Genomic DNA, 24,608 nt, shown 5'->3' on the forward strand with positions numbered 1-24,608 from the left:
AGATGACGGATACCGAGACCAAGCCGGACCGCTACGTCCGTCCACCCAGCGCGGAGTCACTGGGCGAAGCACCGGGCAGGGGGCGCCTGAAGGGCCGCCGCATCCTGATCGTCGGCGGCGGCCAGCGCGTGTTCGATGCCGTCACCGATCCGATCGGCAACGGCCGCGCCATGAGCATCCTTTGCGCGCGTGAGGGCGCGAAGGTCGCGGTGGCCGACCTCAACCGCACCTCCGCACAGCAGACTGTCAAGCACATCACGGACGAAGGCGGCGAGGGTTTTGCGATTGCCGCCGACGTGACATCGGAAACCGACGTCGTCCGCATGATCGAGGAGGCGCACCGCGCCATGGGCGGTCTCGACGGCATGGTGCTGAACATCGGCACTTTCGGCAAAGTTGGCCTCGATGCGGTCAGTCCCGAGGAGTGGAACAGGATCTACGACGTCAACGTCCGCGGGCCCATGCTGTGCTGCCGCGCCGCGCTGCCGAGCTTCGACAATGGCGGCTCGGTCGTCTTCATCTCCTCGATCGCCGCGCTGAAGGCAGGTTCGCAAATGGCGGTGTATGATTCCTCCAAGGCCGCGCTCGGCGGCCTGATGCGCAACATCGCCCATCTCGGAGCGCGCCGCGGCATCCGTGCCAACCTCGTCTATCCCGGCATGGTCGATACCCCCAACGGCCGCGAAGCCGGCGCCGGCCGTCCCAACCGCGGCAAGGGCCACGCCCCCTTCGGCCGCCAGGCCACCGCGTGGGAGATCGCCTACGCCGTGCTGTTCTTCCTCTCGGACGAAAGCGTCTATGTCACCGCACAGACGCTCGCGGTCGATAGCGGCCTCAGCGGGATGTAGCTCCGATCCCGCTCTATCGGTGCGCCGATCGCAGGCGGCAGAGGAGATGATCGAGGGAGATTCGCCCTGGCCCGTAGGCCATGATGCCGAGCGCCATCGCCGCCCAGGTGAGATGGATCGGCCAGCCATCGGGCACCGTCAGCTCGACGATCAGGGTCATGAACAGCAATCCGAGTGCCGCGAACCGCGTGCCGAGCCCGAGGATCAGCAGGACCGGAAACATGATCTCGCCGCATCCCGACAGGAACGCCATCACCGCCGGGGCAGGGAAGTGATAGGGCCCACCCGGAAGATGCAGCATGAACTCGTCGCTGAACAGCGTGACCGCGGTGTCATTGAGCTGGAGAAAGCCGGCCCATTTCAGTACGCCTGAGCGCCAGAACGGCACCGCAAGCGCGATGCGCAACGCGAGTTGAACGAGCGACGGTACGGCAACGCTCCGCACGAGATGATTGGCTCTGTCGACGAGTGGCCCGAGCGGCGGAAAGCTGCTGCCTGCCGGCATGCGATCGTCTGTGATCATGATACCTCTCCGGACACCAGCGCGGTGAATGCGCCGGCTTCGATCAGGCCTGCGATATTCGCGGCGATGTCGAACGCGGGTGATGCGTCGAGCGCGGCGGCGGCCGCCGCGCCGAGTGGTGCGCCGGTCAGGAGGCAGTCAGCAAAGACGGCGCCGCCGGGCGGAAGGTGCCGGACCACGACGTCGTAGGCAGGGCGGGTGATCAGGGCGTCCTCCGGCAGGGAGGCGTCGATGCGCGCTGCCGGCACGTTGTCGCGGTTGGCGGCGAAGATCGTCAGGGCCGAATAGTGCGACCGGACAATTTGCGTTGCTGGGTGCGGCGTGAAAACGAGGCCGGCGGTTCGCTCCGGCGCAATGCCCGCAAGCGTTGCCGGCAACAGCGCCGCTGCGTCGGCGGCGTGATAGGCATCGAGCCAGGCTCGTTCGATGCGGGCGACGTCGCCGAGCCAGGGCATGTCCTGCGCATGCTCGTAAGCGTCGATTAAGTCCGGAAAGTCGCGTCCGTATTCGAACAGCAGCGGCGAGGCCGGCGGCGTGCTGCGAACGTGGAAACGTGCCATGGCGCGGAAGAAGTCGGTGCCGGTGATGCGTTGCACCGCCGGATAAATTGCCGCCAGCGCGTCGATCAAACTGACGGTGACGTTGTTGCGGTAGACGTCGTAGCGCCGGCCCGCTGGCGCGCCGTTGCGGCCGGCCACCAGAGATGGTGCGTCCCGGGTGGGATCCAGCAGCGCCGGCGCGAAGGCCGCGGCAAAGCCCAAGTCAGCTTCAAAGCTGATGTCAGCTTCAGGCCGCACGGCGATCCTCCGCCGTTGCGGCCTTGCAGCGATCGAGGATTGCCTGCGCGGCCGCGGCCTCGGCTTGCAGGATCGGCCAGTCCGGAATCCTGCTGTCCCATTCGATCAGCGTGGGCACCGGGCCGCGCCGCGCGACGATGATCTCGAAAAGTTTCCACACGGAGTCGGCGACCGGGCCGTCGTGGCTGTCGATGAGCAGGAGATTGCCGTCATCGTCGGTCTGCTCGGCGTGGCCGGCGAGATGAATCTCTCCGACATGAGCCAGCGGAAAATCGGCGAGATAGTCGAGCGCGGAGAATCCGTGATTGGTCGCGGACACGAACACGTTGTTGATGTCGAGCAGCAAGCCGCAGCCGGTGCGCTCGACGATGCCGCGAATGAAATCGGTCTCGCTCATCGAGGATTCCCGGAAGGTCACGTAGGTCGACGGGTTCTCCAGCAGCAGCGGGCGGCGGATCGCCTCCTGCACCTGATCGACGTGATCGCAGACGCAAGCCAGCGTCGCTTCGGTATAGGGCAGCGGCAGCAGATCGTTGAAGAAGCTGGTGTCGTGCGTCGACCAGGCCAGATGTTCCGAGACCAGCGCCGGCTGATAGCGCGCGACAAGGCCGCGGAAGCGGGCCAGATGCGCTTTGTCCAGCGGCTGCGGTCCGCCGATCGACATACAGACGCCGTGCAGCGACAGCGGATGGTCGCGTCGGATCGCTTCGAGCGCGCGATGCGTCGGACCGCCGGCGCCCATGTAGTTCTCGGCGTGGACCTCGAAGAATCCGGCCTGAGGGCCGGCTTCCAGGATCGCGGAAAGGTGCTCCGGCTTGAAGCTGGTCCCGGCAACGCCGCCGATCGGAAGTGAAAAGCGGAGCGGCAGGGCCGATACGGTGGTTGGCTTGATTGCCGTCATCATGATGACGCTCCGCTTTGTCGCGATTACGGGGTGCGGCTGGCCGTGTCAGACCGGCTTCAGCGAGCCCTTCTTGCCGTTCGGCAGTTCGATGCTGGCGCAGGTGCCACCCTGCACGAATTTCCATGCATTGCCCTGGAAGTCGGTGGTCGATGTGCCCTGGCAGGTCGTGCCCGGTCCGGCGGCGCAATCGTTCTGACCCTTCAGTGCGACGCCGAAGCACTTCTCCTTCTTGGCGGCAATGGCGGCCTCACCCTCGGCCTTGGTCAGGGGCCGGCGGCGGCGAGAGTCGCGAGCGCGGTCGACATGGCGCCGGCGAGAGCGAGCGTGGTGATGGCGTGTTTGGCAGACATCGGAGTTCTCCTTTTTCAGATGCATCGCCTGACGGGTGACTGGCGCATGGTGTGGTTCGTTTGGTTCGCAGGCCGGGTTACCGCGATGTTGGTCACAAATCCGTGAGACCCGTTAGAGGCGGCCCATGTGGTGCGCCTGGACCGGGACTAGCGGCAATCGGCTGCACAAATCCAATGCCTTGGCTCTATCGAGACGTTAGCCGGAGAGCATTGGATGCAAGGGCCGGCATCTGCGAGCGGTAACGAACGAGCCTGCGCGGCGTAAAGGGTATCAAGCGACCAGCCAGAAAGACGGAAACGGCGATGAAGGTCTTCCCCAAGCACCGGCGTGACGTGATCGCCGGGCTGACGGTCAGCATCCGCCTCGCCGTGTCCGCGCTGGTCCTGGCTGCGATCCTGCTGACGGCGGCGCTGTCCAGTCTGCTGTGGTGGCGAACGGCGGAGGCGACCAGCCGGCAACTCGCCGCCACCATCAACGAGCAGATCGTGGCGGCGGTGCGCAAGGAGGTCGCGGCCATCGTCGACGAGGCGCGCGCCGCACACACCGCGATCCGCACGCTTTTCCTTCAGAACGTGCTCGACACCCGCGAGGCCGACAAGCGCGAATTCGTCTTCCTGTCGCAGTTGCAGTCGCAGGCGACGATCTCCTGGGTCGCGTTCGGCTGGCCCGACGGTTCGTTTTTTGCGGCACACAAGCTTGGGGATCGTCGTCTGGAAATGATGGAGATCTCGCTGACCGATCATCCCGGCCAGCGACGCATCGACGAATATGACGTGGTGCCCGGCGACATCGAGTTCGCCAATCGCCGCTTCGAGCCGACCGATTTTCGGGTCGCCGGTCAGGCCTGGTTCAAGGCCGGGCTCACGGCCGAGGAGCCTCAATGGTTCAGGGTGACGGAGCATCCGACAGGCGAACGGCCGTCGATCGCCTTTGCCGGCCCGATCGACGTCTACCAGGAGCGGCAGGGCGTTCTGGCCGTCATCATCGAATATACGAGACTGGCGCGCTTCCTGTCGCAGCTCGAGGTCGGACGCACCGGGACCGCCTTCATCGTCGACGGCAGCGGCGAACTCGTCGCCGCACCGGACAAGGATGCTGACGAACTGCATCCCGCGCGTGGCGACACCGCGCTGCTGCCGCTGGCGCGCGCCGCGCTCGAAAAGGCCGGCGAGGCAGGCCGCAAGACGGCCTGGCGCAGCCGGCTCATGTCAGGCGGCGCGGCCTACGAGGTTGCGCTGACGCCGTTGCCGTTTCCCGGCTGGTCGCTCGCAACCGTGATTCCCGAGGCCGAGTTTCTCGGCCCGGTCGAGACCACGCTGCGGCGCCTGATCCTCGGCCTTGCGGTCGGCGCAGTGCTCGCGGCACTGGCCTCGGCGATGCTGGCGCGCTTCGTCATTGCCGCGCCACTGTCGCGCGTCGTCGGCGAGATCCGCCACGTCGAGACCTTTGCGCTGGAGCGTGTCCGCCGGCATCCGTCGCGGGTCAAGGAGATCGCCAGCCTGTCGGGGGCGATCGCCGAAATGGCGTCCGGACTATCCGCCTTTCGCAAGTTCATCCCGGCCGATCTCGTTCGCGCATTGCTGCGCCAGGGCGTCGAGGCGAAGCCCGGCGGCAGCATCCAGGAGCTCAGCGTGATGTTCATCGACATCGCCGGCTTCACCGGGCTGTCCGAACGGCTCGGCGACCGCGTCGTGCCGCTGCTGTCGCGCTATCTCGACCTCTGCTCGGAAGCCGTCGTGGCCAATGGCGGGACCATCGACAAGTTCATCGGCGATGCCGTGATGGCGTTCTGGGGCGCACCGCAGCCGCAGCAGGATCACGCCGCGCGCTGCTGCCGCGCGGCGCTGGCCTGCCGCAGGGCGATCGAAGAGTCCGGTCTCGCCGACGATCTCGGCCAGCCGCTCCAGATCCGGATCGGAATCAATTCCGGTCGCATGCTGGTCGGCAATATCGGCTCGGAGCTGCGGCTGAACTACACCGTGATCGGCGATGCCGTGAACGTCGCAAGCCGGCTCGAGGGCGCCAACAAGGCCTATGGAACGCACATCCTGATCGGTGAGACCACCGAACGGCTCGCGCGGGGCACGGTCGTCACGCGTGAGGTGGACAGCATTGCGGTCTATGGGCGCGAGGAGGGGGTCGCCGTCTACGAACTGATCGGGATCGCCGGGGAAGACGCGAGTGCGACCGGCTGGATCGCACGCTACGAACAGGGACTGTCGAGCTATCGCGCGCGGCGCTTTGCCGCCGCACTCGTCGATTTCGAAGCGGTCCTCGCCGAGCGCGGCCACGACCGCCCGGCCGAACTCATGGGCGAGCGCTGCCGGGAGTTCGCGGCGGCGATGCCGGATGCCGCCTGGCAGCCGGTCGCGGCGCTCAGGACGAAATGACGCATCGATTTGCCGGCAATGTCTGCCGTGCTACATCCGGCGCGATCGCGTGCGGGATTCGTGGTGCGCTGGATCGGTTGGCAAGGTCCCCGATCACACGCATGATGCGCCGACGATCGCGACACTCGTGCGTTTGCCGGACGGTTCGAAGACATGAAGACCACGCTGCTGACATCCGAAGACTACACCCGCTCGCCCTGGAAGAACGGCGGCGGCATCTTCACCGATATCGCGGGCGCCTGGCGGGCCGACGCGCCGGTGAAGGACTGGAACAGCCTGCTGTGGCGTTTTGCCTCGACGCCGATCGTGGCGCCGGGCCCGTTCTCCCACATGCCGGGCATCGATCGCCTGCAGATGGTCGTCGGTGGGCGCGGATTGGTGCTGAAATCGCCGACGCAGGAGTTCGACGAGCGTGAACCGTTTAGGGCCGTGCGCTTCAACGGCGAGATGGAAATCGTCACCGTGCTCGAGGCCGGCCCGGTCGAGGTCGTCAATCTGATGGCCCGGCGCGGTGCGGCGGAGATCGAGCTTGCGGCGATGGAGCAGCCCGGCGAGCGGTCTCTCGCCGCCGGCACGCATCTCGTCTACGCGGCGCGCGGCGATTGCCGCATCCGCCTCGGGGCCGAGGATTTTGCGATTTCGCACGAAAACACGCTGAAGGTCGAACTGACCGCGGAATCGAAGCTCATGCTCGTTTCGGGCCTGGTCGTGCTGGGATCCATCCGGCTGGTCGGTTGACGCGACAAGTCGCTGCGTACAATCCGGGCAATTGGTCAGGTTGACGCCGCGCCGCCGGGGCACGATATCTGCTGCCATGCAGACCGCCGTCGAAGGCCAGGACATGAACGCGCCGCCAATCAACAATGCCTCCACGCTGTCCGACGGCGTCGTCGACTGGCTGACCAACGGCACGCGCGACGAGCGCTTCATCGACAACATCTTCGCCGAGATGTGCATCCGGCTGCAGCAGGCCGGCATTCCGCTGCAGCGGTCGACGTTTCACGTGCTGATCCAGCACCCGCAATGGCTGGGGGCGCGCTTCATGTGGTCCGACGGCATGCGGGAGGCGGAGATCGCCCTGGTCGATTTCGACGTGCGGGGCCGCTCCGAATACATCGGCAGTCCCGCCAACGAGATCCAGAACGGCGCAACCGAATTACGCGAGAATCTGGAGCGCGACGTCGCGCTCGGCCGCAAGCACGCGCTCTATGACGAGATGCGGGCGAAGGGCCTGACCGACTACGTCGCCTGGCCGCTCTACCACACCCTCGGCAAGCAGCATCTCATCACCTTCGCAACCGACCGCCCCGGCGGTTTCGAGGATTCGCACATCGCGGCGCTGAAGCGCGTGCTGCCGGCGCTGGCGCTGGTCAGCGAAATCCGCATCAAGAATCGCCTGGCGCGGACGCTGCTGGAGACCTATGTCGGCTCCCATGCCAGCGAGCTGATCCTGGCGGGCGCCACACGGCGCGGCACCGGTACGACCGTGCGCGCCGCGATCATGATCTGCGACCTGCGCGACTTCACCAGGATCTCCGACAACTGGCCGCGCGACGACGTCATCGATCTGCTCAACGATTATTTCGACGCGATGTCGGAGCCGATCGCAAAGCACGGCGGCGAGATCCTGAAGTTCATCGGCGACGGCCTGCTCGCGATCTTCCCGCTTCACGACCCCCATGCCTGCGCCAATCTGCTGCGCGCCGTGACCGAAGCCCGCCAGGCCATGACGGCCCTGAACGAGCGAAACAGCGGGACCGGCCGCGCGCCGCTCAACTACGGCATCGGCGTCCATGTCGGCGACGTCATGTACGGCAATATCGGGTCACGCTCCCGGCTCGATTTCACCGTGATCGGCCCCGCCGTCAACATGGCCTCGCGTCTCGAGACGCTCACCAAGAAATTGGGGCGGCCGGTGTTGCTGTCGCGCGAGTTCGCCGAACTCGTCGAGCGCGAGTTCGAGCTGGAGCATGTCGGCAAACACGACGTGCGCGGCTTCAGCGAACCGATCGAGCTGTTCGCATATCAGCCGTAACGGCTGTTTCCGCGCGATGTGACGGCGCTTCGCCTGACAAAGCCTCTGACGACATCGAGTCGCTGCTTGCGACATTCGAATGCATGATGTGCCGCTTCGCGGCGCGTCATGCATTCGGGTGACGCCGGTCGCATGCTTGCCAAATCCTGATGTGTCCTTCGAACTACAGCATGAGCGATGAGCAGCGACTATGAATCGATCATCATTTGAATCGAACCGCTGGGATATCGAGACATGAAAAAACTCCTGATCGCATTCGCTGCAACCACCGCTCTGACCTCCGCCGCATCCGCGGCCGACCTCGCGGCGCACTACACCAAGGCTCCCGTGGCCGCTCCGATCACGGACTGGACCGGCGTCTATCTCGGCGTATCGGCCGGCGGCATGTGGGGTACGAACGAGTGGTCTTCCGACGAAACCAATCCTCTTCGGCCGGGCTCCTACGACAATTCGGGCTGGACGGCGGGCGGCCTGGTCGGCGCCAACATCCAGGTCCGCAACACGGTCATCGGCGTGGAGTTCGACGGCAACTGGGCGGACGTGACCGGTTCGAAGACGATCGGGACGCCCTACAACGGGATCGCCAATAATGTTTCGTCGATCAACAACAGGATCGACTGGACGGCGCATGCGCGTGCGCGTCTCGGCTACTCGTTCGGCAACTGGCTGCCGTTCATTGCGGGTGGTGCTGCGATTGCCGGCGTTCGCGACAACCTCAACTTCATCGTGCCTCAGACTTTCAACGGCGCGATCTATCCCGGCTACAGCAACAGCGCGACGCGCGTCGGCTTCACGGTCGGCGGCGGCATCGACTTCAAGGTCACGCCGAACTGGATCGTGCGCGGTGAATATCTCTACGACAATTTCGGAACGGCGACCGGCCGCTCGAGCCCGGCCACCTTCAACACGGAACAGTTCACGCTCGATACGCATACGGTCCGTGCGGCGATCATGTACAAATTCGACTGACGCCTGCGACCCGTTTCCAGTCAACTCGAGCCCGGTCTCCTCGCGAGGCCGGGCTTTTTTCGTGCGGATCGCGCATTGAGGCGGCCCCGGACTCCGCAGGGGTGGCTCGGAGCCGGAGCCGCCAGAGTGCCGGTGTTGTGGGACCCGGCAATGACCAATGGCTGGCCGATGCGCCGGTTCCTAACGTGCATGGACGGCGGCCCCATCGTGGGCGCGACCATGATGGTCCGGTGGGACCGCCGGTCGGCTTCGCGCTGAGGAGAGCTCGCTCACCGACATCCAAGATACGTTTCAGCGCGTGCCGGGATTTCAGAAAGCCATCTTAAATTCCTGTCATGTGAGCCGAGCTCTCGTACGTACGGATGCATCCGGAGTTTCATGTTCCCGAGGAGATTGTTTTGCCGGTTCCTCGGCGCTTTTTGGAACGAGGCAACTTTGCGCGACGTTGTCCCCGCACAAATGAACCAGGAGTTTCCCATGAAGAAGATCATCATCGCCTCCGCCGCCCTCGCTCTGATGTCCGGCTCTGCTTTCGCCCAGACCGGTCCCGCGCCGCAGGCCGACAACATGCAGAAGCCCGGCATGCACAACAGCGAGAAGGGCTCCATGACGAAGGGCTCCATGAACAAGGGCACCACCGGCATGAGCAATGACGGGATGAGCAAGGACGGAATGGCCAAGGGCGGCATGATGAAGCCCGACGCATCCGGCCAGGGCGGTTCCGGCCCCGGCAGCGACCAGGGCGGCACCAAGGCCGGCAACATGAAGTAAGTCGGTCGACCCGACGCAGATCCAGGGCTCCGCAGGTTGCGGGGCCCTTTTGCTTTCCCGCTTCGCGTCTCGCTCATGCCGCGATTGAATGGCCCGGCGCTGACGCGAGTGCGGTATTCTGAAGCGCTGGAGAAGCCACGGCGATGATGTCCCCATTTCTGCAATGGTTCTTTCGAAGCCGCACGACCGGCGAGATCACCATCGCCCAGGCGCCCAATCTCGTGCTCTGGGTCGTCATCGTGGCCGGTGCCCTGCGCTGGGTCTGGCCTTCGCCTGGGACCGTCGCCACCGCTCTGGACATCGTGTTCAGAGGCGGCCTCGTCGTGTGGGCGCTCGACGAGATCTTTCGCGGCGTCAATCCATGGCGGCGCTGTCTCGGGGCGGGCGTCCTGATCTATGAGCTCACGACCATGCTGTGATCGGCGGCCCCGAGCTCGTCATCTCACTGCTTCGCGCCGGTCCAGCTTCCGATGCACCCGTCGGATCGCCGGAATGTGCCGGAGCCGCTGCGGCCCGCGAGGCGGCCGGACATGGTCCAGCTCAGGCTGCCGGCGGCTCCGGTTCCGGACACGGCGCCATTCGGACGGACCTGCCCTGTGCCGTATTTCCCCACCATCGTGCCGCTGGTGATGACCACCGTGTCGGTGGAGCCGTCGCAGGTCTGGCCGACGCTGGTCAGAACCCAGGCGCCGTCGTAATTGCCGCCTCCGCCGCTCCGTTGCGGCGCGCGGCTCGGCGCATCGTCCGCGGGCCTGCTGCGTCGCGCGGGCTTCGAAGGCTCGGCGGCGCGAGGGCTCTCGCGCGAACCCGACAGCGACTTCTCGTCATTGCCGATGCTGCCGCCGGCGCTGCCCGATTGCGCACGCGCCATGTCGGGCGAGGCGATGATGGCGAGCGTGGCGGACAACAGGGCGGCTTCACAAAAATTGCGAAATGGGTTTTGCATATGGCACGGTTTTCAAATGAACTTGTCATGACGGAGGACGTATTGCCAATGCCGGAGTGTATCACTACGCTCGACGCTGGGTAGCCCCAAGGTTACTTTGAAGGTTGCTTCGAAGGTTGCGTCGACTGGCCGCGCGTTCATGCCGAAATTTCTCCGTATCGGAATCCATTGGTCGAACGTCTCCGGATACACGTCGAAGGCGTGGTGTATCAGGCGCGTCGGCCCGGTGGTTCATCTGAAGTGGGGCGCCGTCGAGGTCCATGGCGCCGGCGACGGCCGCAAGGTCAACTGGTCGCGCCTGCCGCAGGAAAAGACCATTCGTTGCGGCACCGCGCAGCGCGCCCAGAACTACACCAGGGCCGCGATCGCGCGGCGGCGCAATCATCGCTATGAGCCGCTGGCCGGCCCCATCGCGAACCGCCGCCCCTCGGCCGGGCGCAGCCCCGAGCCCAAACAGGCGCTCGCCACCATTTTGATCGTCGACATCGTCGGCTCCACCGCGAAGGCGGCCAAGCTCGGCGATGCGCGCTGGACCAGGATCATCGGCCATTATTACGCCGCCGTCCGCAAGGAGCTGAAGACCGCGCGCGGCAAGGAGGTCGTCACGACCGGCGATGGCGTGCTGGCGACATTCAAGGCGCCGGCAGCCGGCATCAACTGCGCCACCGCGATCCAGAAGGCCATGCGCACGCTCGGCCTCGAGATCAGGGTGGGCCTGCATGCCGGCGAATACACGATGAGCGGCGGCGAGATGGTCGGCCTCGCCTTCCACATCGGCACCCGCATCGCCGCCAAGGCGCGCGCCGGCGAAGTGCTGGTGTCGAGCGCGGTGAAGGATCTCCTGAAGGCGCAACCTGCGATCAGCCTGCGGGATCACGGCATGCATCAGCTCAAGGGCGTGCCGGAGCGGTGGCGGCTGTATCGGGTGGAGGGTTGAGGGGATTTCGGTTCGTCCCCGGTATCACGCACCTAACCGGCCGCTGGAATTTGCGCCACGAGCGAGCGAACGGTTTCGAGACAAGTTTCCTTCTCGCGCTCCCATCCAGGCTGGATGTCCAGTTCGGTAAGATCGGCTTTGAGGTATTCGACACGAATGCTGGCGAGGCGGCGAACGAGGTCGTCCTTCCTGGAAGCGATCTTGCCCAGGTTTGCGATGAGAGAGCCACCCGCGACCTTCATGATGACTGCGATGTCGAAGATGTCGCGAGGCTTCAGCATCGTCGCTCGATGGTACATCTTCTTGAGGGCGATCTCTGCTGGAGGCTCCACCATGATCGCCGGCGTCCACCCCGCCCGAACTGAGGTCAGGTCGATCTCCTTCTCGACAGGATCGAGATCCGAGATTGTGCCGCTGACGATGAAATCAATCTCGCCCTCGGGATATCTGAGTTTGAGGTAATGGGCCGCCTTGTCCCAATCTTCGCAGTTCCATACGTCCGTTGTCTCCGGCGACAAGAAGCCGAGATATTGGGGATCGTCGATGAACGCATCGATGTCCCGGCTAAATCGATGGTTGGCGTAGAGCATCAGGGCGGTGCCACCGCCCAGTACCCAGTCAGGCACCGGCTGGCCCAGTTGCTCCAGGCTCGAGAGCCCATCGAGCGTTCGGCCAAGTAAGCTAAGCCAGCCGCTCAAGCGCGCGCTCCAATGCAGGGTTGGTTTCGCCGGTGGCCGACTTCATCGATCGATAAGCGGCGGTCAGATCTCGCGAGGAAATGGCGTGACGCCGGGCGAACTGCAAGACGAGTTCAGGTCGTACTTCCGTGAAGAATGTGACGACATGCGCGATCCAGTTCTGCCAATCTTGCGATGTGAGGCGAGCCACAAGATCAGTCGAGCTGATCGTCCGGCGGTAGGGAGCATTGGTTGTGCCAAGAACGATTTGATCGACGTTCTTCCGCGCAGCGCCGCGGTTGGAACCGCCTCCAACGCTCTTCGATGTCTTAGCCTGGCCTGCGCCATCGCGCCGCTTCGGGTTTTCGGCGCTCTCCACGAGTGCCTCCATCGCGGCTTGCCGGGCGTCCATCTGCGACTTCAGCGCCAATACATCCCTGAGCTTCGTGCGGCGATGCTTGCCGACATACCGGAATGGCAGGTCGCGAGAGTCCATCCGCTGCACGACCAGCGGTCGGGAGATGCCGAGAATGTCTGCCGCGTCGTTCGGACTGAGTTCCTGATCCTCTGCGAGAACAGCGACGCGCTCTCCCTGGAGAAGACGGCAGAGCGCCGTTTCGATTAGCGCCGCAGCTTTGGGCGGCAATCTGACGACCTGATCTTCACCCGACTTGCGGCGGATCCGGACCTCGACATGATCGCCCTTGCCTGGCTTGGCGAGGTCCTTGGCCGCCTTGCGGTCCCGGTCCGAGAGTTCGACGAATTGCGGCAAGTGGGTGGTCATGGCGCAGGCCCTTCTGAGGGTCCGAAGATAGAGGCTAACCTATCTAACTGCAATAACTGAAACGATGGAAGGGCGTAGTGAAGATGCGTCTCACCCATGTGATTGTGCAGGCGGGATGGTCTAGCCTTGGTCTTGCGGAGGCCATCACCGCGACATCACCGCACCCCCGTGCCCTTGCAGCGCTGGCACTTCACCACCTTGTCGCCCTTCTTCAGCAGGCCCTTGCCTTCGCAGTTCTTGCATTTCTGCTTCTTCTTGATGTTCGGGCCTTTTTCACTGGTCATGATGGTCTCCTGGCGCCAGAGGGCGGTCGTAGGCGCACAATGCCGAAACGCCGGCGGACCGGCGCCTTCCCCAATCGAATGGGGGCATCGCGCCCGCAACCTTCCGCAGTCTGCCTGTACGGAGTCAATGGGGCGCGCGCCATTTGACTCGGGGCACCCGGGGTGCACGACGATCTAAGGAAGGTCAAGCTGTGGATTTTTCCGCAGAGGTCGTGCCGGCGCCGCTGGAAGCTGGCTTGAGGGGAGACATCCTGGATTGGCAGCCCGCATGCCGATGTTCGCCGATTTTCCAATCGTCAGCGGCGAGCACCGGGGAAGCCGGGCAATGCCGCGAGCAGGATCCGGTCGTTACGCCGATAGATCGACGAGACTGCCGGCTTTCTGGCCCTGCTTTTCGAGCTGCTTTTCAATGGCATCTCTGATCTTCTCCTCGACGGCTTTTCGCTGGTCCGGAGACATTTTGGCGAGATCGTCCTCGGTGAGATTCATGCTCTTCAAGATGCCGGCCCGCATACGGTCGAAAGGAGTCATCTTGGCGTACTTCAGGAAGTCCGCCTCGACGCTGCTCTTCGTCGATGCGCTGTCCTCGTGCGCTTGCGCGATCCCGCCATCGTTCACCGCCGGCGTCTTCGTGCCGCTGGTGGATGAGGCGGCCTTGGTGGCCTGGTAGCCGAGGATTGATGTTCCGCTTCCGACTTGCATGTTCGGTCCTCAAGACGATCCCCGATAAGCAACGCGCATGCCAAAGCGTTTCCCATGATTTCCCGGTGTTTCCGGTTCGAGCTGTCCTGACGGGCGTGAAAAAAGTGCCGATGTCCCCTCGCGGTGCAGGCAAAGTTTGCCCGGTTGGTTGCGCTATTCGCGGGGTGGTGTCCGAGCCCGTGAATGAAGTGCACCGTCATCAATATGCGCGGAGCGGCGCGACGGCGCGATACCGGTTGAGCTTGACCCCGTCACGCCCCCGGCACGCCTTGCGTCACATCGATCACGTGGCGGTCCGATCCTACGGTGATCACCACGGTATGGGTCCTCTCCGCAGGCGCGATCGGGCCGTCGAGGTGACCTTAGTGCTAGTCTGTCGCGCCAAACTCAATACTTCCAATCTCGCATTGCGGTCGAGGCGAAGATTACGGTGACAGTGCTGGACTGCACCCCTGAAGGGGGGCAGTCCAGTGCACTTAATTAGTAAGGCCGTAATCCCCCGCGCTTTTCCGCAACGAATGCTGCTAGCTTTCTCTTAGCGTCGATCTCCATGTTTCCTCTTTCGATTGGCGCTAAAACAAAATTGATAGCCCTCGGTCCTGACGCCAAACGCGATACTCATTGATATCCTTCGCATGCTTTTCTTGGTTGCAAGGCATGCACGCCAGAGCGAAGTTCGCCAGAGCGTGTTGCCCGCCCTTCGCGATTGGAATTTTGTGATCAATGTGGAAGTCGGCACCGAGCTCTTCTTTGCAATAGAAGCAGATATAGCCGCCATCTCTTCGCGCAAGCTGGGCACCGTAGCGAGCTCTATCAGCCTGGGTTAATCTCGTGTCGTTGCGGAGTTGGGTCCGCTCGTAAGCGCGGCCACTGTGGACCTTGTTGTACTCCCTGACGGCCTGACGCACGCAAGCGCGACACTTCCATCGAAAACCACCCTGCGGGTTATGCCCGAAATTGTCTTTGTTCAGCTGATACGTTCGCCGACAGTATCTGCAGGTTCGCTGCGCCATTTTGCGCCCACCGGTCTGATTAAGCCTTGGTCAAAATGGTATGTCATCATCCAAGTCGTTCGAAGCGCGGCGTCTCGGAATTGGCTTTCTCTCCCCTTCCGGCGCTCGTGGTGGTGCAATTGCCTTGGGCGGTTCGACGGGAATGAGCCGCTTGCGGGCCTCGTCGTCAGCATTCTTGGCTTCGCCGACCACTTTGAAGATGCTGGCAACCAGCCTTTGAGCAGCCTCGCCGGTCGACCAGAGTCCGCCCGGCGCGCTCGCCAAAGCGATAACCATCAGCGTCACCGTCATCAAAGGGAGTCGGCGCTTTTCCAGTTCGGCTTCAAAGGCGTCTAATTGATCAAGTAATTTGCCTCGCTTATCCTCGTCGAGATCGGACTTTTCGATCGCATCGCGCAGATGATGCAAGTAGGTGCGGATCTTCGCTTTGAGATCCGAAGAGACAGAGACTGAGTCGCGTTTCGCTCTCGCGCTATTCTCTAGGACGAGTTGGGTTACGAAAAAATCGAGGTCCGATTGAAACTGACGAAAGGTCTGATCGTCGTACTCTTGATTGCGAGGCATCATAAGAGAAGCGATCGGCTCGATCTCGAATTTTTTGGCCGCGGCCACTACGATGTTCATGAAGCCGTGACGCGCGTCGTTTATTTGCTGCCAGGATTGCTGATCGTCGTGTTTGGAGAGGGCTTCGATTCTTTCGCTCAGCCTTGTCTGAGCAATACGGACGAATTGAGCGAACGCCTCGTGGGCGTCATCATCCGGCAGCGCCTCGAGTTCGTCCGCTTTAATGAATTCATGCAACTGCATTTATGGGCCCCCAACCAAAAGTAGCGCAGGCAAGCCGGATTCGAAAGGCAGGCCGAGCGCCCAGGAGGTGGATTTTTGGGAAGTTGATCCTATATGTCGGCGGCCAGTTAGCTCAAATGAGAGCGGCCTTGGGTCCGGGTAATCCGGGGTAGATGAAGGCCGACACCTTCACTGGCGCAAGCCGAAGGGTCCTCGCGACATGTGCGAACGACTGTCTGAAAAGCGCTGATCACTCTTTACGTGGTCGCGCCCAATTGCAGTAACGGTGTGTAAGACGTGCATTCTGAGGGATGGTTTTGCCTCCGGTCCAATACTGCTCGATGTGATCAACGGCGGCATCGTCTACTTGCTGAATCCGATTGTTACAAATGGCGCAGGTAGGATCACTCGTAAAAAGCGCCTCCTTGAGTTGGCTAGAAAAACATCTCGGCTCTTTCTGCTGTATTCCTAGGATCGCCTGTAACGCAATGCGCCAAATATCGAAGCGCGTTGTTATTGCTTTGACGGAACTTGTCGACAACTCGATCGCACCGATAAAGTGCTCGTTCGTCGTCATCAGTGAGATTAGCGCCTCCCTGATCGAATCGAGGTTTTGGAAGACCTTGTTCTTGTCCTCTTTGGCGAATGTGTACATAAGTACATCGTAGAGTGAGGCATTGAACTTCTTCGTTTCCCAATAGCCATTTGGCGACTTTTCGTTGCCCCGATAGTATCGTTTGAACGCATGCTTTCCAAAGAGTGAGCGATTGATTTGGCATGAGTTCTTGAAGGCTGCGCGCAACTCTCGTTCGTCCGACGCTGATATATCTCGAAACGTTTCCGCCTCCTTATTCAGAAATGACTTCATGGGAGGCTTATAGTTTAGATACGTCGCGTGGTAGAACGCGCAAAAACGAAGAACCAATTCGATATCTCGCATGCGGCTGTCTGGCTTTGCGATATCGAGCAAATAAACGAAATCTGGATCTTCGGACATCTCCTGAGTCAAGCTATTGAAGCGGCCGCGATAGATGCAGTTACGCAACTCCTGGTCATTCAGAGGTACTGAGCCCGTATTAAGGCGCTCAAAAATCTCGAACTTTAAGTTCTCGTCTGACCCCTTTTTGAAAGTAACCGTTCGTAGAAGGTAGTAGCGGATTGCGTCCTGAAGCTTCTCGTCGAGTGCATCGTATGCCTTACCGTTGAGCTCTGGATAAACCTTCAGGCCTGTCAACGTGAATTTACTGCCGTCAGGGAAGTTTCCGTCGAGAAACGAGAAAAATGCGGTCAGTCGCTGTTGTCCGTCGATGACATACTCTCGTCCATCAGGCTCCTCCGAGATATAAATTGTGGGAATCGGAATCTGTAGCAATGCAGATTCAATGAGCCTGCTTGCCCGCTTTACATCCCATACAAAATCTCTCTGAAAATCAGGTTGAACGAGCAGCTTTCCGCGCTTTTGCTTATTATAGAGAGAGTCGACTTCAACATCGCCAGGCTTGGCGTGGATCGTGCGTTTGTCGGGCTGGACGCCGATTGCCTCCTGGTCCAAGTCACTGCTATCGTCCAAGTGAAGATCTTCGAAATCCTGCATTTTTCCCGCCGCGATCTTTGGACATCGACTAGAGCCATGTAAGCTCGATCGTCATGCTGTTCCCTCCGTGCGATCGTATCATTCTGCAACCAAAAAGATAGTTCGCGCCGAAAGAGGTGTTCGTGTCAGCGGTTCCTTGAGTACGCGGTTGCTAAGGGCGCCGGCAGCAAATCTTCGACATGCTCCCACAAATGCAACGGCGTTCCTTGTACTTTTCAAATTGGGGTGGACAGTGCACTCAACTATGACGGTTCGCTCTTCCGAGGCAAACCGACGTGTGGTGCAGGCCTCTTTCCTGGGCTTGTGGGTCAGGACTAGTCGTCGGGTAGCTTGTCAAATGCGAGCCCGCCTTTGCCCCCTGGGCTCAGGTGCTGCAGCCTTCGCCCGCCTCTCGGCTTCGCCGGGCACCCGCTTCCCCCTTCGGTCTCCCCGTGGCCGCGCCACGCGTAGCCTGTGACCAGTCCGCCTACGCCCTACGGGCTTCGGCGCGACAGCCTTCACCCGTTTCGCTTCGCATTTGTGGCTCCGGCTTGCCGAGTCGAAGCTCGCGAAGCGAGCGAAGGCTGGTGGGCCCGGAGCCCAACCATCTTGCCCTGCTGTTCTGCGCATTTGGCGTCAAACCCCAGCGTAATCCTGTATTTACCCCGTGAGCCTCGCGGAAACGGGCCGGGAAAGGCTGGCAGACGCCTGTAGGAGCAGGCAATGAACCACAAGACTGAGAAGGCGAAGCCCTTTTCCCTTAGACTGACTCAGCAAGAAAAGGACCGTCTGCAAGCCGACGCAGGCGGCACCCCGTTGGGGATATACATCCGGGCTCGTCTCCTCGAAGGAGACGCGGCCCCACGAGATGAAAGCAGGCAATATCCGATCAAGGATGCGGAACCTCTGGGGCGCCTGCTCGGGCTACTTGGACAGTCCCGTATTACGAACAACCTCAATCAGCTGGCCAAGGCGTCCAATCAAGGCAGTCTTCCGGTCACGAAAGAGGTCGAGTCCGAGCTGCAACAGGCTTGCGTGCACGTTTCAGAGATGAGGATGTTGCTCCTGAAGGCACTGGGGATCCGGGTGCTGGATCAGGTGCGGACCACGCTGCCCGTAGTGGATTATTTCAATCCAGCCGCGCGAGGTGAGCCATGATCCTCAAAGGCTCCCAACGGGGCGGGCCGAGGCAGCTCGCCGCCCATTTGCTGAACCAGAAGGACAATGACCACATCACGGTCTTCGACGTACGCGGGTTTGTCTCCGGTGATCTGTACGGAGCCATGGCGGAGGCCATCGCCGTCGCGAAAGGAACCCGCTGCCGCCAGCCGATCTTCTCGCTCAGCCTCAATCCGCCCAAAGAGGCGGACGTGCCGCTCTCAGCATTTATCGACGCCGCAGACCGGGCGGAAGCGGCACTCGGTCTCCAGGAGCAGCCTCGCGCGATCGTCATCCATGAAAAGGAAGGCCGTCGCCACGCGCATGTAGTCTGGTCGCGCATTGATGCCGACCAGATGAAGGCGATCAACCTCCCGCACTACAAGAACAAGCTGAGCGCCCTTTCGAAGGAGCTCTATCTCGAACACGAATGGAAGTTGCCGGAGGGTCACCGCGAGAACGGCTGGAAGAACCCGCTCAATTTCACGCTGGCCGAGTGGCAACAGGCCAAGCGCCTTGGTCTGGATCCGCGAGAGATCAAGCAGGTTTTCCGGGACGCCTGGGACCGGTCGGACAACCTGGCGAGCTTCAGGCAAGCGCTGGAAGAGCGCGGGTATTACCTCGCCAGAGGTGACCGGCGCGGCATCGTCGCAACGGATATGAGCGGTCAAGTCTATGCCGTTTCCCGCTGGTCCGGGATCAAAACCAAAGAGCTAAAGGAGCGGTTGGGCGACGGCGGGCAATTGCCATCTGTGGCGGAGGCGCAAGCGAGTATTGGCAAGCAATTGTCGGCGGGGCTGCGCAAGCAGCTGGAAGCCGACAAGAACGAACAAAAGGCACAGCTCGACGCCGCGAAGAATGATCTGCGCAAGGTAGTCATGAAGCAGCGCGCCGAGCGCGCGCAGCTCGCTTCGCGACAAAAGCAACGCCAAGTCACCGAAGCCAAAGAGCGTGCTGGCAAATTCCGGCGCGGGCTCGGGATCGTCCTCGATGTGCTGAGTGGCCGTCTCTTCAAGTTGCGTAAGCAGAACGAAGCTGAGGCCTACGCGTCGTTCGTCCGCGACCGCCGGGAAACCGACCAACTGCACGACGCGCAAGCTAAAGAGCGCGCGCCGTATCAGGAGCGGATCGACTTGTTGCGAACCCAGCAGAAGGCCCACCGCGCGACCCTCGCCAGGCAAGTGGCGGTCCTCCTCGACGTGACACGGACGCAGAACGGTAGAAATCGCGAACGCGAAGCCGATCAAGAATTGCAGCTCGGGATGTAGGGAGGACGGTGATGCCAGAAACCATTGATAATCACACTGGTCTGCCCGTCCTGCTTCAGCCGGACAACAGGCAGTTAGGGACGGCTGATTGGTACCGCGGCGGCGGAAGCGCCGTCGGGCCGTTCGAGATTGGGAACTTCTACCTTGGCAGATCGGAAGACGGTCGGCACGTCGGTGTGACCGATAACCGCCACGCTCTGATCGTATGCAATACGCGCGGCGGCAAAGGCGTCTCCGTGATTGTACCCAATCTTTGCCTGTGGCCGGGCTCGGTGGTCGTGATCGACCCCAAGGGTGAGAATGCCATGGTCACCGCGCGACGGCGCGGTGGCGGGTCAATCTTCTGCGATGGCCTCGGCCAGACCGTTCGGTTGCTCGATCCATTCGATGTCATGGGGATGGACGATAGCGAGAAGGCGAGTTTTAACCCGCTCGACGCCCTGCATCCGGACAAAGAAGAATCGGTCGACGAAGCGGCGCGCATTGCGGATTCGATCATCGTCTCGGAGCGTTCGAGCGATCCGTTCTTCGATGAATCCGCTCGCGCGTACTGGAAGTTCGTGCTGCTGCACCTGCGGACATCGCCGGATTTTTCGCCCGAAGAACGCAATCTTATCACTGCCCGGACGCTCATCATGGCGGGGGACGAAAAGGCCGCTCGCCTGGCAGCTTTCGCGACCGATAAGCCACCCCCGTCGGCGTTCTCCCTTCTCTTTGCAGCAATGAAGCGCAACCCGGCGTTCAACGGCGTTGTTGCTCGCGGTGGCGCCATGCTCGCCCACATGGAAGAGTCCTCGCCCAGGCTCTTTGGCTCGGTCGTTCAGGTTGCGACCACGCATTCCGATTTTCTGGACAGTCCTGCGATGGCAAGGGTGGTCTCCAAATCCACCTTTCAGCTCGCCGAGCTCAAGACGAATCCCAGGGGGACCAGCCTTTATATCAGCCTGCCGCAGCGATACATGGAGACCCATAGCCGTTGGCTGCGCATGATGACGACGCTCGTCGTTACTGAGATGGAGCGGGTCAAAGGTCAACCGGCCTGCGGCCATCCGGTGATGATGGTGCTCGATGAGTTTCCGGCGCTCAAGCGCATGCGTGTCCTGGAAAACGCCGCTGCGCAGATTGCAGGCTTTGGAGTGAAGCTCGTTTTCGTCGCGCAGACCCTCGGGCAGCTCCAGGAGAACTACGACAAGAACTGGGAAACGCTCATCGCCAATGCCGGTGTGAAGCTATTCTTTTGCAACGACGATTATTTCACCAGGGAATACGTGTCGAAATCGATCGGTGAGCGGGAAATCGTGCGCACGCTGGCCAGCGCAAGCAAATCGACTGGCAACAGTTACTCTTTCACAATGGGTGTCAGCCAGTCCTATTCTTCTTCCGCGTCGCAAAGCGGTGGAAGCGCCAGCAGCTCGACCGCCTATTCGTCGTCTTTCACGACGGGTCACAGTCAAACCGAAACCTCTGGACTGTCCCAAAGCCTGCACAAGCGCTTCCTGGTCACGCCCGATGAAGTGGGCCGATTGTTCGGCAATCCCGAGGATATGAAAGCGATTGCTCTGATTTCCGGCCATCAACCGATGGCGCTGCGACGGACACCGTACTTTAAGGAAGAGTATTTTGAGGGCACGTTCGACCGCCATTGCGATCATCCGGCTCCCCCTGACAGCGACACTCTTTGGCTCCGACGTGGCATTCGAAGCCTGGTGAGAGAATATGTCGGAGAGTGTGATTACCAGCGTGCGCAGGAAAAAAGAAAAAAGGAGGAAGCTGAAGCACACGCCCGCAAAGAGCACGAGAAAGCCCGAACGATTCTTGCAGAAGCAGCACGGATCAAAGCCGAGCGCCGGGCTGAGTACTGGGCCTGTTTCAAGATGACGGTCGGCACGGTTCTCATCATCACCGCGATGTGGGGGTGGACATGGATGCACCGGTAAAGCCCTGGATCAGGCTGGAATTCAAACGTGCAGCGGCGGATTTCGGCGTGCTCGTTGCGAAGGCACGGCCTGACAGCAACATGCTGAAGGCTATCGTTGTCTTGTCAGTTGCGCCGATCAATGAGGATTTCGCGGATGTCGTCATTCTTGTCAACCCTGACCTTGTCGACGAATGGCGGGCTGTGGCAACCGATGTCGATATGAAGCACCTCGCGCATTTCGAGTGCCTTCAGGAAGCGGTCAATATTTGCGAAGATCGCGAGAAACGACGGGGCCAGTTGCGCCCCCGGCTTTAAGGGTTCGTCTCGTCGCGTGGATCAACGTGCGGCTGATGCTTAAGCGCCTATGGATAAGAATGGGCAAGAAATGCCGCGCAACCAAACGGGAGCCATGGCGGAGGTAGGATTTTCAGGGCTATGATAGGCCCGCAAGGAGCGCTTATGGACGTAACTAAGGATTGGTTTTGGGAAGGCAACGTCGTCGACGCACTGGCGAAGCAGCTGGACCGGGACGGTTGGACCATTATCACCAAGGCCAACACACATTCAAAGGAGCGCGGCGTCGATATCCATGCGGAGCGAGCTGGCCGGGCCTTGCTGATCGAGGCAAAAGGGTTTCCGTCAAAATTCTACCGCAATCCGGAACGTGCGAGCGAGACCAAGCCGACCAATCCGACGAACCAGGCGCAACAATGGTACTCACACGCTCTCCTTAAAGCGATGCGATTACAAACAAAACATCCGGACGCATTGGTGGCTCTGGCGTTTCCGGATTTCCCGCGCTACCGGACGCTATACGACGAAACACAAGGCGGATTGGACAAGCTGGGCGTGGCCCGTTTTCTTGTCAAAGAAGATGGCCAGGTTGACTCCTTCGGTTTCTGAACGCGTCGTCGAAACAGTGAGTTATTGCCACATCCGCTCGGCGATCTCGCGCTCTTCTGCGCCAATGACTTGCAGGTAAATCGCCGTCGTTGTCATGCTCGCATGACCCATCCAGCGCTGAACGAGGTTTAACGGAATGCCGCTGCGGATGGCGTGGACGCCAAATCCGTGACGCAACCCTTTTGGGGTGGCATGCAAACCCGGGCAGATCCCGGCCTGCGCCATGATGGCTTTCACCAGTTGCCAGGCTCTGCTTCTCGACCAGGTCCACAGTCGCCGGCCCGGGACCGAGAGATCATGGACGATCTTTACCTCGTCGATCAGCGCGGCCGGGACCGGCACCTGCCGAACGATTCCTACCTTCTTTCGCTTCTTTAGGCTGCGCAGCGCGATCGATGTTTCGGTTGTTTCGATGTTCGCCGCGACCAACTTAAGCGCCTCGCTAATCCTGCATCCGGTGTAGGCGAGCACCAGGCAAAAGCTCCTCAACTCCGGTCGTGGACAGCTCATAGCCGCTGCAATGAAAAGGGTTCGCTCCGGCCCGGTCAGGTACTTCCGCTGCCCCTGCAAGGAATAGAGGCTGACTACGTAGGGCTGGGAAATTGCGTACATGTTCGCTCCTTTCGACGGCGGTGCCGACGAAAGTGCGACAGTCTTGCCAATTCTGTTGAATGACCCGGAAGCGCCGAAAAACCGGCAGTTTAGTCGCTTCCAATGGATCCAACTTTATCAGCCCGCAGAATTCGGATCAAGAATCCCCCGGTTAAAATTCGTGATGCGACAGAATTGGCAATTCTGTCGAGCGGCTCCCGTTCAACGCGCGCCATCGGCCAACGCAGAAGTATGGGGGTTTTTGATGGATCAGAACGAAGCGCGAGCAATTGTCGGGGGCGTCTTCAGTCGCGGCATGGGGACATGGGTGCTGGGCATACTTATTGCGCTCTTCATCTTCTTCCACATCTTCGTGGCTGGCTTTGGAATGGTCGATCTAGCCTACTGCAATGTGCGACCTGGCTGGCTTCAGCTCTTCGAAATATTCGGGCCGCTCCTGGCCTTCGGATTATTCATCGCCTTACGCGCCCTCATTCCTGGCGACACCCAAATCCCGGGCATTGTTGCGTGGAGTCTGGTGGCGATAATCATTTCCATCAATGCATGGTTCTTCTTCACCCGCGAAAGCGTCTTGAACGCGTCGGACCTTTATGACACCAGATTTTGCAAGGTCGCTCAGGCAATCCTGCCGTTTCAGCAGATGCCGTGGGGGAAACACTAGCGAACGGCGAGACCGGCTAAGGCCCCGCCGTTCGCTCCGGTTATTCGGACGATGGTTGCGCAGCCTCTTCGTTCTGCTCGTGCTCGCGCAGCACGACGCGGCCATCCAGGGGGAGAGCATCGAATTTCAGGCTGATGCCTTTGCCGTCGCGGTTTGGCCAGCCAGCGCCGATGCGGTTCCAGCGGGCTTTGTCGCCTTCGCCAACCACCTGCCAGACGATGTGGCTCGGACGTTTGTTGTTGGATGCGGTCATATTCATCTCCATTTGTGAAGACCGGACCTGATTGCCCGGCCTTATGGGGACGAAAAAAGCGGAGCCATCAGTCCGCGCGGTCATACAGGACAACACGGGAGCGCATGCGAATGGAGCGGGCAGCCTGTTGAACCGTCGCGGCGGACCCGCTTAGAACCCAAAGTTCAAGGACGGCATAGAAGGATCCGTCACGTCATGGAGACAGACCCGCCTTCTTTCAAACGTGCCGGCATACAAGCTGGCGTAGATGATGCATTGCGCGTTGCAGCGAAACATTTCGGGGTGAGCGTGACGGACCTGGGTTCGGCGCGCCGGACCTCCTTGATCCACCCAGCACGAGTATGGGCTGCGTATCTTGCGAGCAGGACGAACGACGAAAATCTGGCTTCGATTGCAAGGAACCTCAACCGCGACGTCACAATCATCGCCATGTATGTGCGGGCACAAGCCCGGCTTATCGCAGCAAATGAAGAGAACTTCAGGCTCTGCTGCAAGCTAATGCGTCAGACATGCAAGGCCCGTCGTCGTTTGGAATGACGTTTGGA

28 protein-coding genes and 1 pseudogene are annotated in these 24,608 nt (G+C 61.3%); 15 read left to right on the forward strand and 14 right to left on the reverse strand.

Going from position 1 to position 24,608, the window contains the following annotated elements; all coding sequences use genetic code 11:
* Window positions 1-2: 2 nt before the first annotated feature.
* Complete coding sequence (locus ACQ86E_RS20615) at window positions 3-848, forward strand: SDR family NAD(P)-dependent oxidoreductase (RefSeq protein WP_431201545.1); 846 nt, start codon at window positions 3-5, stop codon at window positions 846-848.
* Window positions 849-861: 13 nt separating this feature from the next.
* On the opposite strand, the gene ACQ86E_RS20620 is transcribed toward ACQ86E_RS20615, so the two are convergent.
* The 4 genes and pseudogenes from ACQ86E_RS20620 to ACQ86E_RS20635 all read right to left on the reverse strand — a co-directional run bounded on the left by ACQ86E_RS20620 (window position 862) and on the right by ACQ86E_RS20635 (window position 3,422).
* Window positions 862-1,371: a DoxX family protein gene (locus ACQ86E_RS20620; protein ID WP_431201546.1), complete on the reverse strand. Its 510-nt coding sequence runs from the start codon at window positions 1,369-1,371 to the stop codon at window positions 862-864.
* Window positions 1,368-2,132 carry a DNA-binding domain-containing protein gene (locus ACQ86E_RS20625; protein WP_431201547.1) on the reverse strand — a complete coding sequence of 255 codons (765 nt, stop codon included), beginning with the start codon at window positions 2,130-2,132 and terminating at the stop codon, window positions 1,368-1,370. The genes ACQ86E_RS20620 and ACQ86E_RS20625 overlap by 4 nt, the downstream gene beginning before the upstream one ends.
* Before the next feature lie 25 nt (window positions 2,133-2,157).
* Window positions 2,158-3,072 carry an MNIO family bufferin maturase gene (gene bufB, locus ACQ86E_RS20630; protein ID WP_431201548.1) on the reverse strand — a complete coding sequence of 305 codons (915 nt, stop codon included), beginning with the start codon at window positions 3,070-3,072 and terminating at the stop codon, window positions 2,158-2,160.
* A 45-nt stretch (window positions 3,073-3,117) separates the two neighbouring features.
* Window positions 3,118-3,422: pseudogene (locus ACQ86E_RS20635) on the reverse strand (BufA1 family periplasmic bufferin-type metallophore).
* A 303-nt stretch (window positions 3,423-3,725) separates the two neighbouring features.
* On the opposite strand from ACQ86E_RS20635, the gene ACQ86E_RS20640 reads away from it, so the two are divergent.
* The 6 genes from ACQ86E_RS20640 (at window position 3,726) to ACQ86E_RS20665 (ending at window position 10,007) form a co-directional block, all read left to right on the forward strand.
* On the forward strand, window positions 3,726-5,813 hold the full coding sequence (locus ACQ86E_RS20640) for an adenylate/guanylate cyclase domain-containing protein (RefSeq protein ID WP_431201549.1): 2,088 nt from the start codon (window positions 3,726-3,728) through the stop codon (window positions 5,811-5,813).
* Between the two features lie 153 nt (window positions 5,814-5,966).
* On the forward strand, window positions 5,967-6,551 hold the full coding sequence (locus tag ACQ86E_RS20645) for a HutD/Ves family protein (RefSeq protein ID WP_431201550.1): 585 nt from the start codon (window positions 5,967-5,969) through the stop codon (window positions 6,549-6,551).
* A 76-nt stretch (window positions 6,552-6,627) separates the two neighbouring features.
* The gene (locus ACQ86E_RS20650; protein WP_431201551.1) at window positions 6,628-7,848 is read left to right on the forward strand and encodes an adenylate/guanylate cyclase domain-containing protein; all 1,221 of its coding nucleotides are present in this window, start codon (window positions 6,628-6,630) and stop codon (window positions 7,846-7,848) included.
* Between the two features lie 234 nt (window positions 7,849-8,082).
* A complete protein-coding gene (locus ACQ86E_RS20655; RefSeq protein ID WP_431201552.1) occupies window positions 8,083-8,817 on the forward strand; it encodes an outer membrane protein in 735 nt (244 codons plus the stop codon).
* 477 nt (window positions 8,818-9,294) lie between these two features.
* Window positions 9,295-9,588 carry a pentapeptide MXKDX repeat protein gene (locus ACQ86E_RS20660; RefSeq protein WP_431201553.1) on the forward strand — a complete coding sequence of 98 codons (294 nt, stop codon included), beginning with the start codon at window positions 9,295-9,297 and terminating at the stop codon, window positions 9,586-9,588.
* A 146-nt stretch (window positions 9,589-9,734) separates the two neighbouring features.
* Window positions 9,735-10,007 carry a hypothetical protein gene (locus ACQ86E_RS20665; protein ID WP_431206520.1) on the forward strand — a complete coding sequence of 91 codons (273 nt, stop codon included), beginning with the start codon at window positions 9,735-9,737 and terminating at the stop codon, window positions 10,005-10,007.
* A gap of 23 nt (window positions 10,008-10,030) precedes the next feature.
* Here the strand turns inward: ACQ86E_RS20665 and ACQ86E_RS20670 are convergent, their stop codons facing one another.
* Entirely contained in the window at window positions 10,031-10,534 is a 504-nt protein-coding gene (locus ACQ86E_RS20670) for a hypothetical protein (RefSeq protein WP_431201554.1), read from the reverse strand.
* 139 nt (window positions 10,535-10,673) lie between these two features.
* Here ACQ86E_RS20670 and ACQ86E_RS20675 point away from each other — a divergent pair, with 139 nt between their 5' ends.
* On the forward strand, window positions 10,674-11,471 hold the full coding sequence (locus ACQ86E_RS20675) for an adenylate/guanylate cyclase domain-containing protein (protein ID WP_431201555.1): 798 nt from the start codon (window positions 10,674-10,676) through the stop codon (window positions 11,469-11,471).
* Between the two features lie 32 nt (window positions 11,472-11,503).
* On the opposite strand, the gene ACQ86E_RS20680 is transcribed toward ACQ86E_RS20675, so the two are convergent.
* The 7 genes from ACQ86E_RS20680 to ACQ86E_RS20710 form a co-directional block, all read right to left on the reverse strand.
* Window positions 11,504-12,169, reverse strand: a complete 666-nt coding sequence (locus ACQ86E_RS20680) for a nucleotidyl transferase AbiEii/AbiGii toxin family protein (protein WP_431201556.1) — start codon at window positions 12,167-12,169, stop codon at window positions 11,504-11,506.
* Window positions 12,153-12,932: a helix-turn-helix domain-containing protein gene (locus ACQ86E_RS20685; protein WP_431201557.1), complete on the reverse strand. Its 780-nt coding sequence runs from the start codon at window positions 12,930-12,932 to the stop codon at window positions 12,153-12,155. The genes ACQ86E_RS20680 and ACQ86E_RS20685 overlap by 17 nt, the downstream gene beginning before the upstream one ends.
* A 155-nt stretch (window positions 12,933-13,087) precedes the next feature.
* The gene (locus ACQ86E_RS20690) at window positions 13,088-13,216 is read right to left on the reverse strand and encodes a hypothetical protein (RefSeq protein WP_007600646.1); all 129 of its coding nucleotides are present in this window, start codon (window positions 13,214-13,216) and stop codon (window positions 13,088-13,090) included.
* Window positions 13,217-13,564: 348 nt separating this feature from the next.
* Window positions 13,565-13,918, reverse strand: coding sequence for a hypothetical protein (locus ACQ86E_RS20695; RefSeq protein WP_431201558.1), 354 nt, complete (start codon window positions 13,916-13,918; stop codon window positions 13,565-13,567).
* 572 nt (window positions 13,919-14,490) lie between these two features.
* A complete protein-coding gene (locus ACQ86E_RS20700; protein ID WP_431206521.1) occupies window positions 14,491-14,625 on the reverse strand; it encodes an HNH endonuclease in 135 nt (44 codons plus the stop codon).
* Between the two features lie 336 nt (window positions 14,626-14,961).
* Window positions 14,962-15,738 (reverse strand): hypothetical protein, encoded by a 777-nt coding sequence (locus ACQ86E_RS20705; RefSeq protein WP_431201559.1) that lies wholly within the window; start codon window positions 15,736-15,738, stop codon window positions 14,962-14,964.
* A 229-nt stretch (window positions 15,739-15,967) separates the two neighbouring features.
* The gene (locus ACQ86E_RS20710) at window positions 15,968-17,311 is read right to left on the reverse strand and encodes a GmrSD restriction endonuclease domain-containing protein (protein WP_431201560.1); all 1,344 of its coding nucleotides are present in this window, start codon (window positions 17,309-17,311) and stop codon (window positions 15,968-15,970) included.
* Between the two features lie 702 nt (window positions 17,312-18,013).
* Between ACQ86E_RS20710 and mobC the strand changes: the two genes are divergently transcribed.
* The 5 genes from mobC (at window position 18,014) to ACQ86E_RS20735 (ending at window position 22,537) form a co-directional block, all read left to right on the forward strand.
* Window positions 18,014-18,448 carry a plasmid mobilization relaxosome protein MobC gene (gene mobC / locus ACQ86E_RS20715; RefSeq protein ID WP_431201561.1) on the forward strand — a complete coding sequence of 145 codons (435 nt, stop codon included), beginning with the start codon at window positions 18,014-18,016 and terminating at the stop codon, window positions 18,446-18,448.
* The gene (locus tag ACQ86E_RS20720) at window positions 18,445-19,716 is read left to right on the forward strand and encodes a relaxase/mobilization nuclease domain-containing protein (protein WP_431201562.1); all 1,272 of its coding nucleotides are present in this window, start codon (window positions 18,445-18,447) and stop codon (window positions 19,714-19,716) included. The genes mobC and ACQ86E_RS20720 overlap by 4 nt, the downstream gene beginning before the upstream one ends.
* Window positions 19,717-19,727: 11 nt before the next feature.
* Window positions 19,728-21,653 carry a type IV secretory system conjugative DNA transfer family protein gene (locus ACQ86E_RS20725; RefSeq protein WP_431201563.1) on the forward strand — a complete coding sequence of 642 codons (1,926 nt, stop codon included), beginning with the start codon at window positions 19,728-19,730 and terminating at the stop codon, window positions 21,651-21,653.
* Window positions 21,638-21,949, forward strand: coding sequence for a hypothetical protein (locus tag ACQ86E_RS20730; RefSeq protein WP_431201564.1), 312 nt, complete (start codon window positions 21,638-21,640; stop codon window positions 21,947-21,949). The genes ACQ86E_RS20725 and ACQ86E_RS20730 overlap by 16 nt, the downstream gene beginning before the upstream one ends.
* Window positions 21,950-22,093: 144 nt before the next feature.
* Window positions 22,094-22,537, forward strand: a complete 444-nt coding sequence (locus ACQ86E_RS20735) for a hypothetical protein (RefSeq protein WP_431201565.1) — start codon at window positions 22,094-22,096, stop codon at window positions 22,535-22,537.
* Window positions 22,538-22,558: 21 nt separating this feature from the next.
* Here the strand turns inward: ACQ86E_RS20735 and ACQ86E_RS20740 are convergent, their stop codons facing one another.
* Window positions 22,559-23,149, reverse strand: coding sequence for a tyrosine-type recombinase/integrase (locus ACQ86E_RS20740; RefSeq protein ID WP_431201566.1), 591 nt, complete (start codon window positions 23,147-23,149; stop codon window positions 22,559-22,561).
* Between ACQ86E_RS20740 and ACQ86E_RS20745 the strand changes: the two genes are divergently transcribed.
* Window positions 23,148-23,810, forward strand: coding sequence for a hypothetical protein (locus ACQ86E_RS20745; RefSeq protein WP_431201567.1), 663 nt, complete (start codon window positions 23,148-23,150; stop codon window positions 23,808-23,810). The two genes, ACQ86E_RS20740 and ACQ86E_RS20745, sit on opposite strands and share 2 nt — an antisense overlap.
* Window positions 23,811-23,850: 40 nt before the next feature.
* On the opposite strand, the gene ACQ86E_RS20750 is transcribed toward ACQ86E_RS20745, so the two are convergent.
* Window positions 23,851-24,063 (reverse strand): hypothetical protein, encoded by a 213-nt coding sequence (locus ACQ86E_RS20750; RefSeq protein ID WP_431201568.1) that lies wholly within the window; start codon window positions 24,061-24,063, stop codon window positions 23,851-23,853.
* Between the two features lie 195 nt (window positions 24,064-24,258).
* Here ACQ86E_RS20750 and ACQ86E_RS20755 point away from each other — a divergent pair, with 195 nt between their 5' ends.
* A complete protein-coding gene (locus ACQ86E_RS20755) occupies window positions 24,259-24,600 on the forward strand; it encodes a helix-turn-helix domain-containing protein (protein ID WP_431201569.1) in 342 nt (113 codons plus the stop codon).
* Window positions 24,601-24,608 lie beyond the last annotated feature (8 nt).

This window comes from Bradyrhizobium betae (assembly GCF_050632175.1).
Taxonomy (GTDB): Bacteria; Pseudomonadota; Alphaproteobacteria; order Rhizobiales; family Xanthobacteraceae; genus Bradyrhizobium; species Bradyrhizobium betae_B.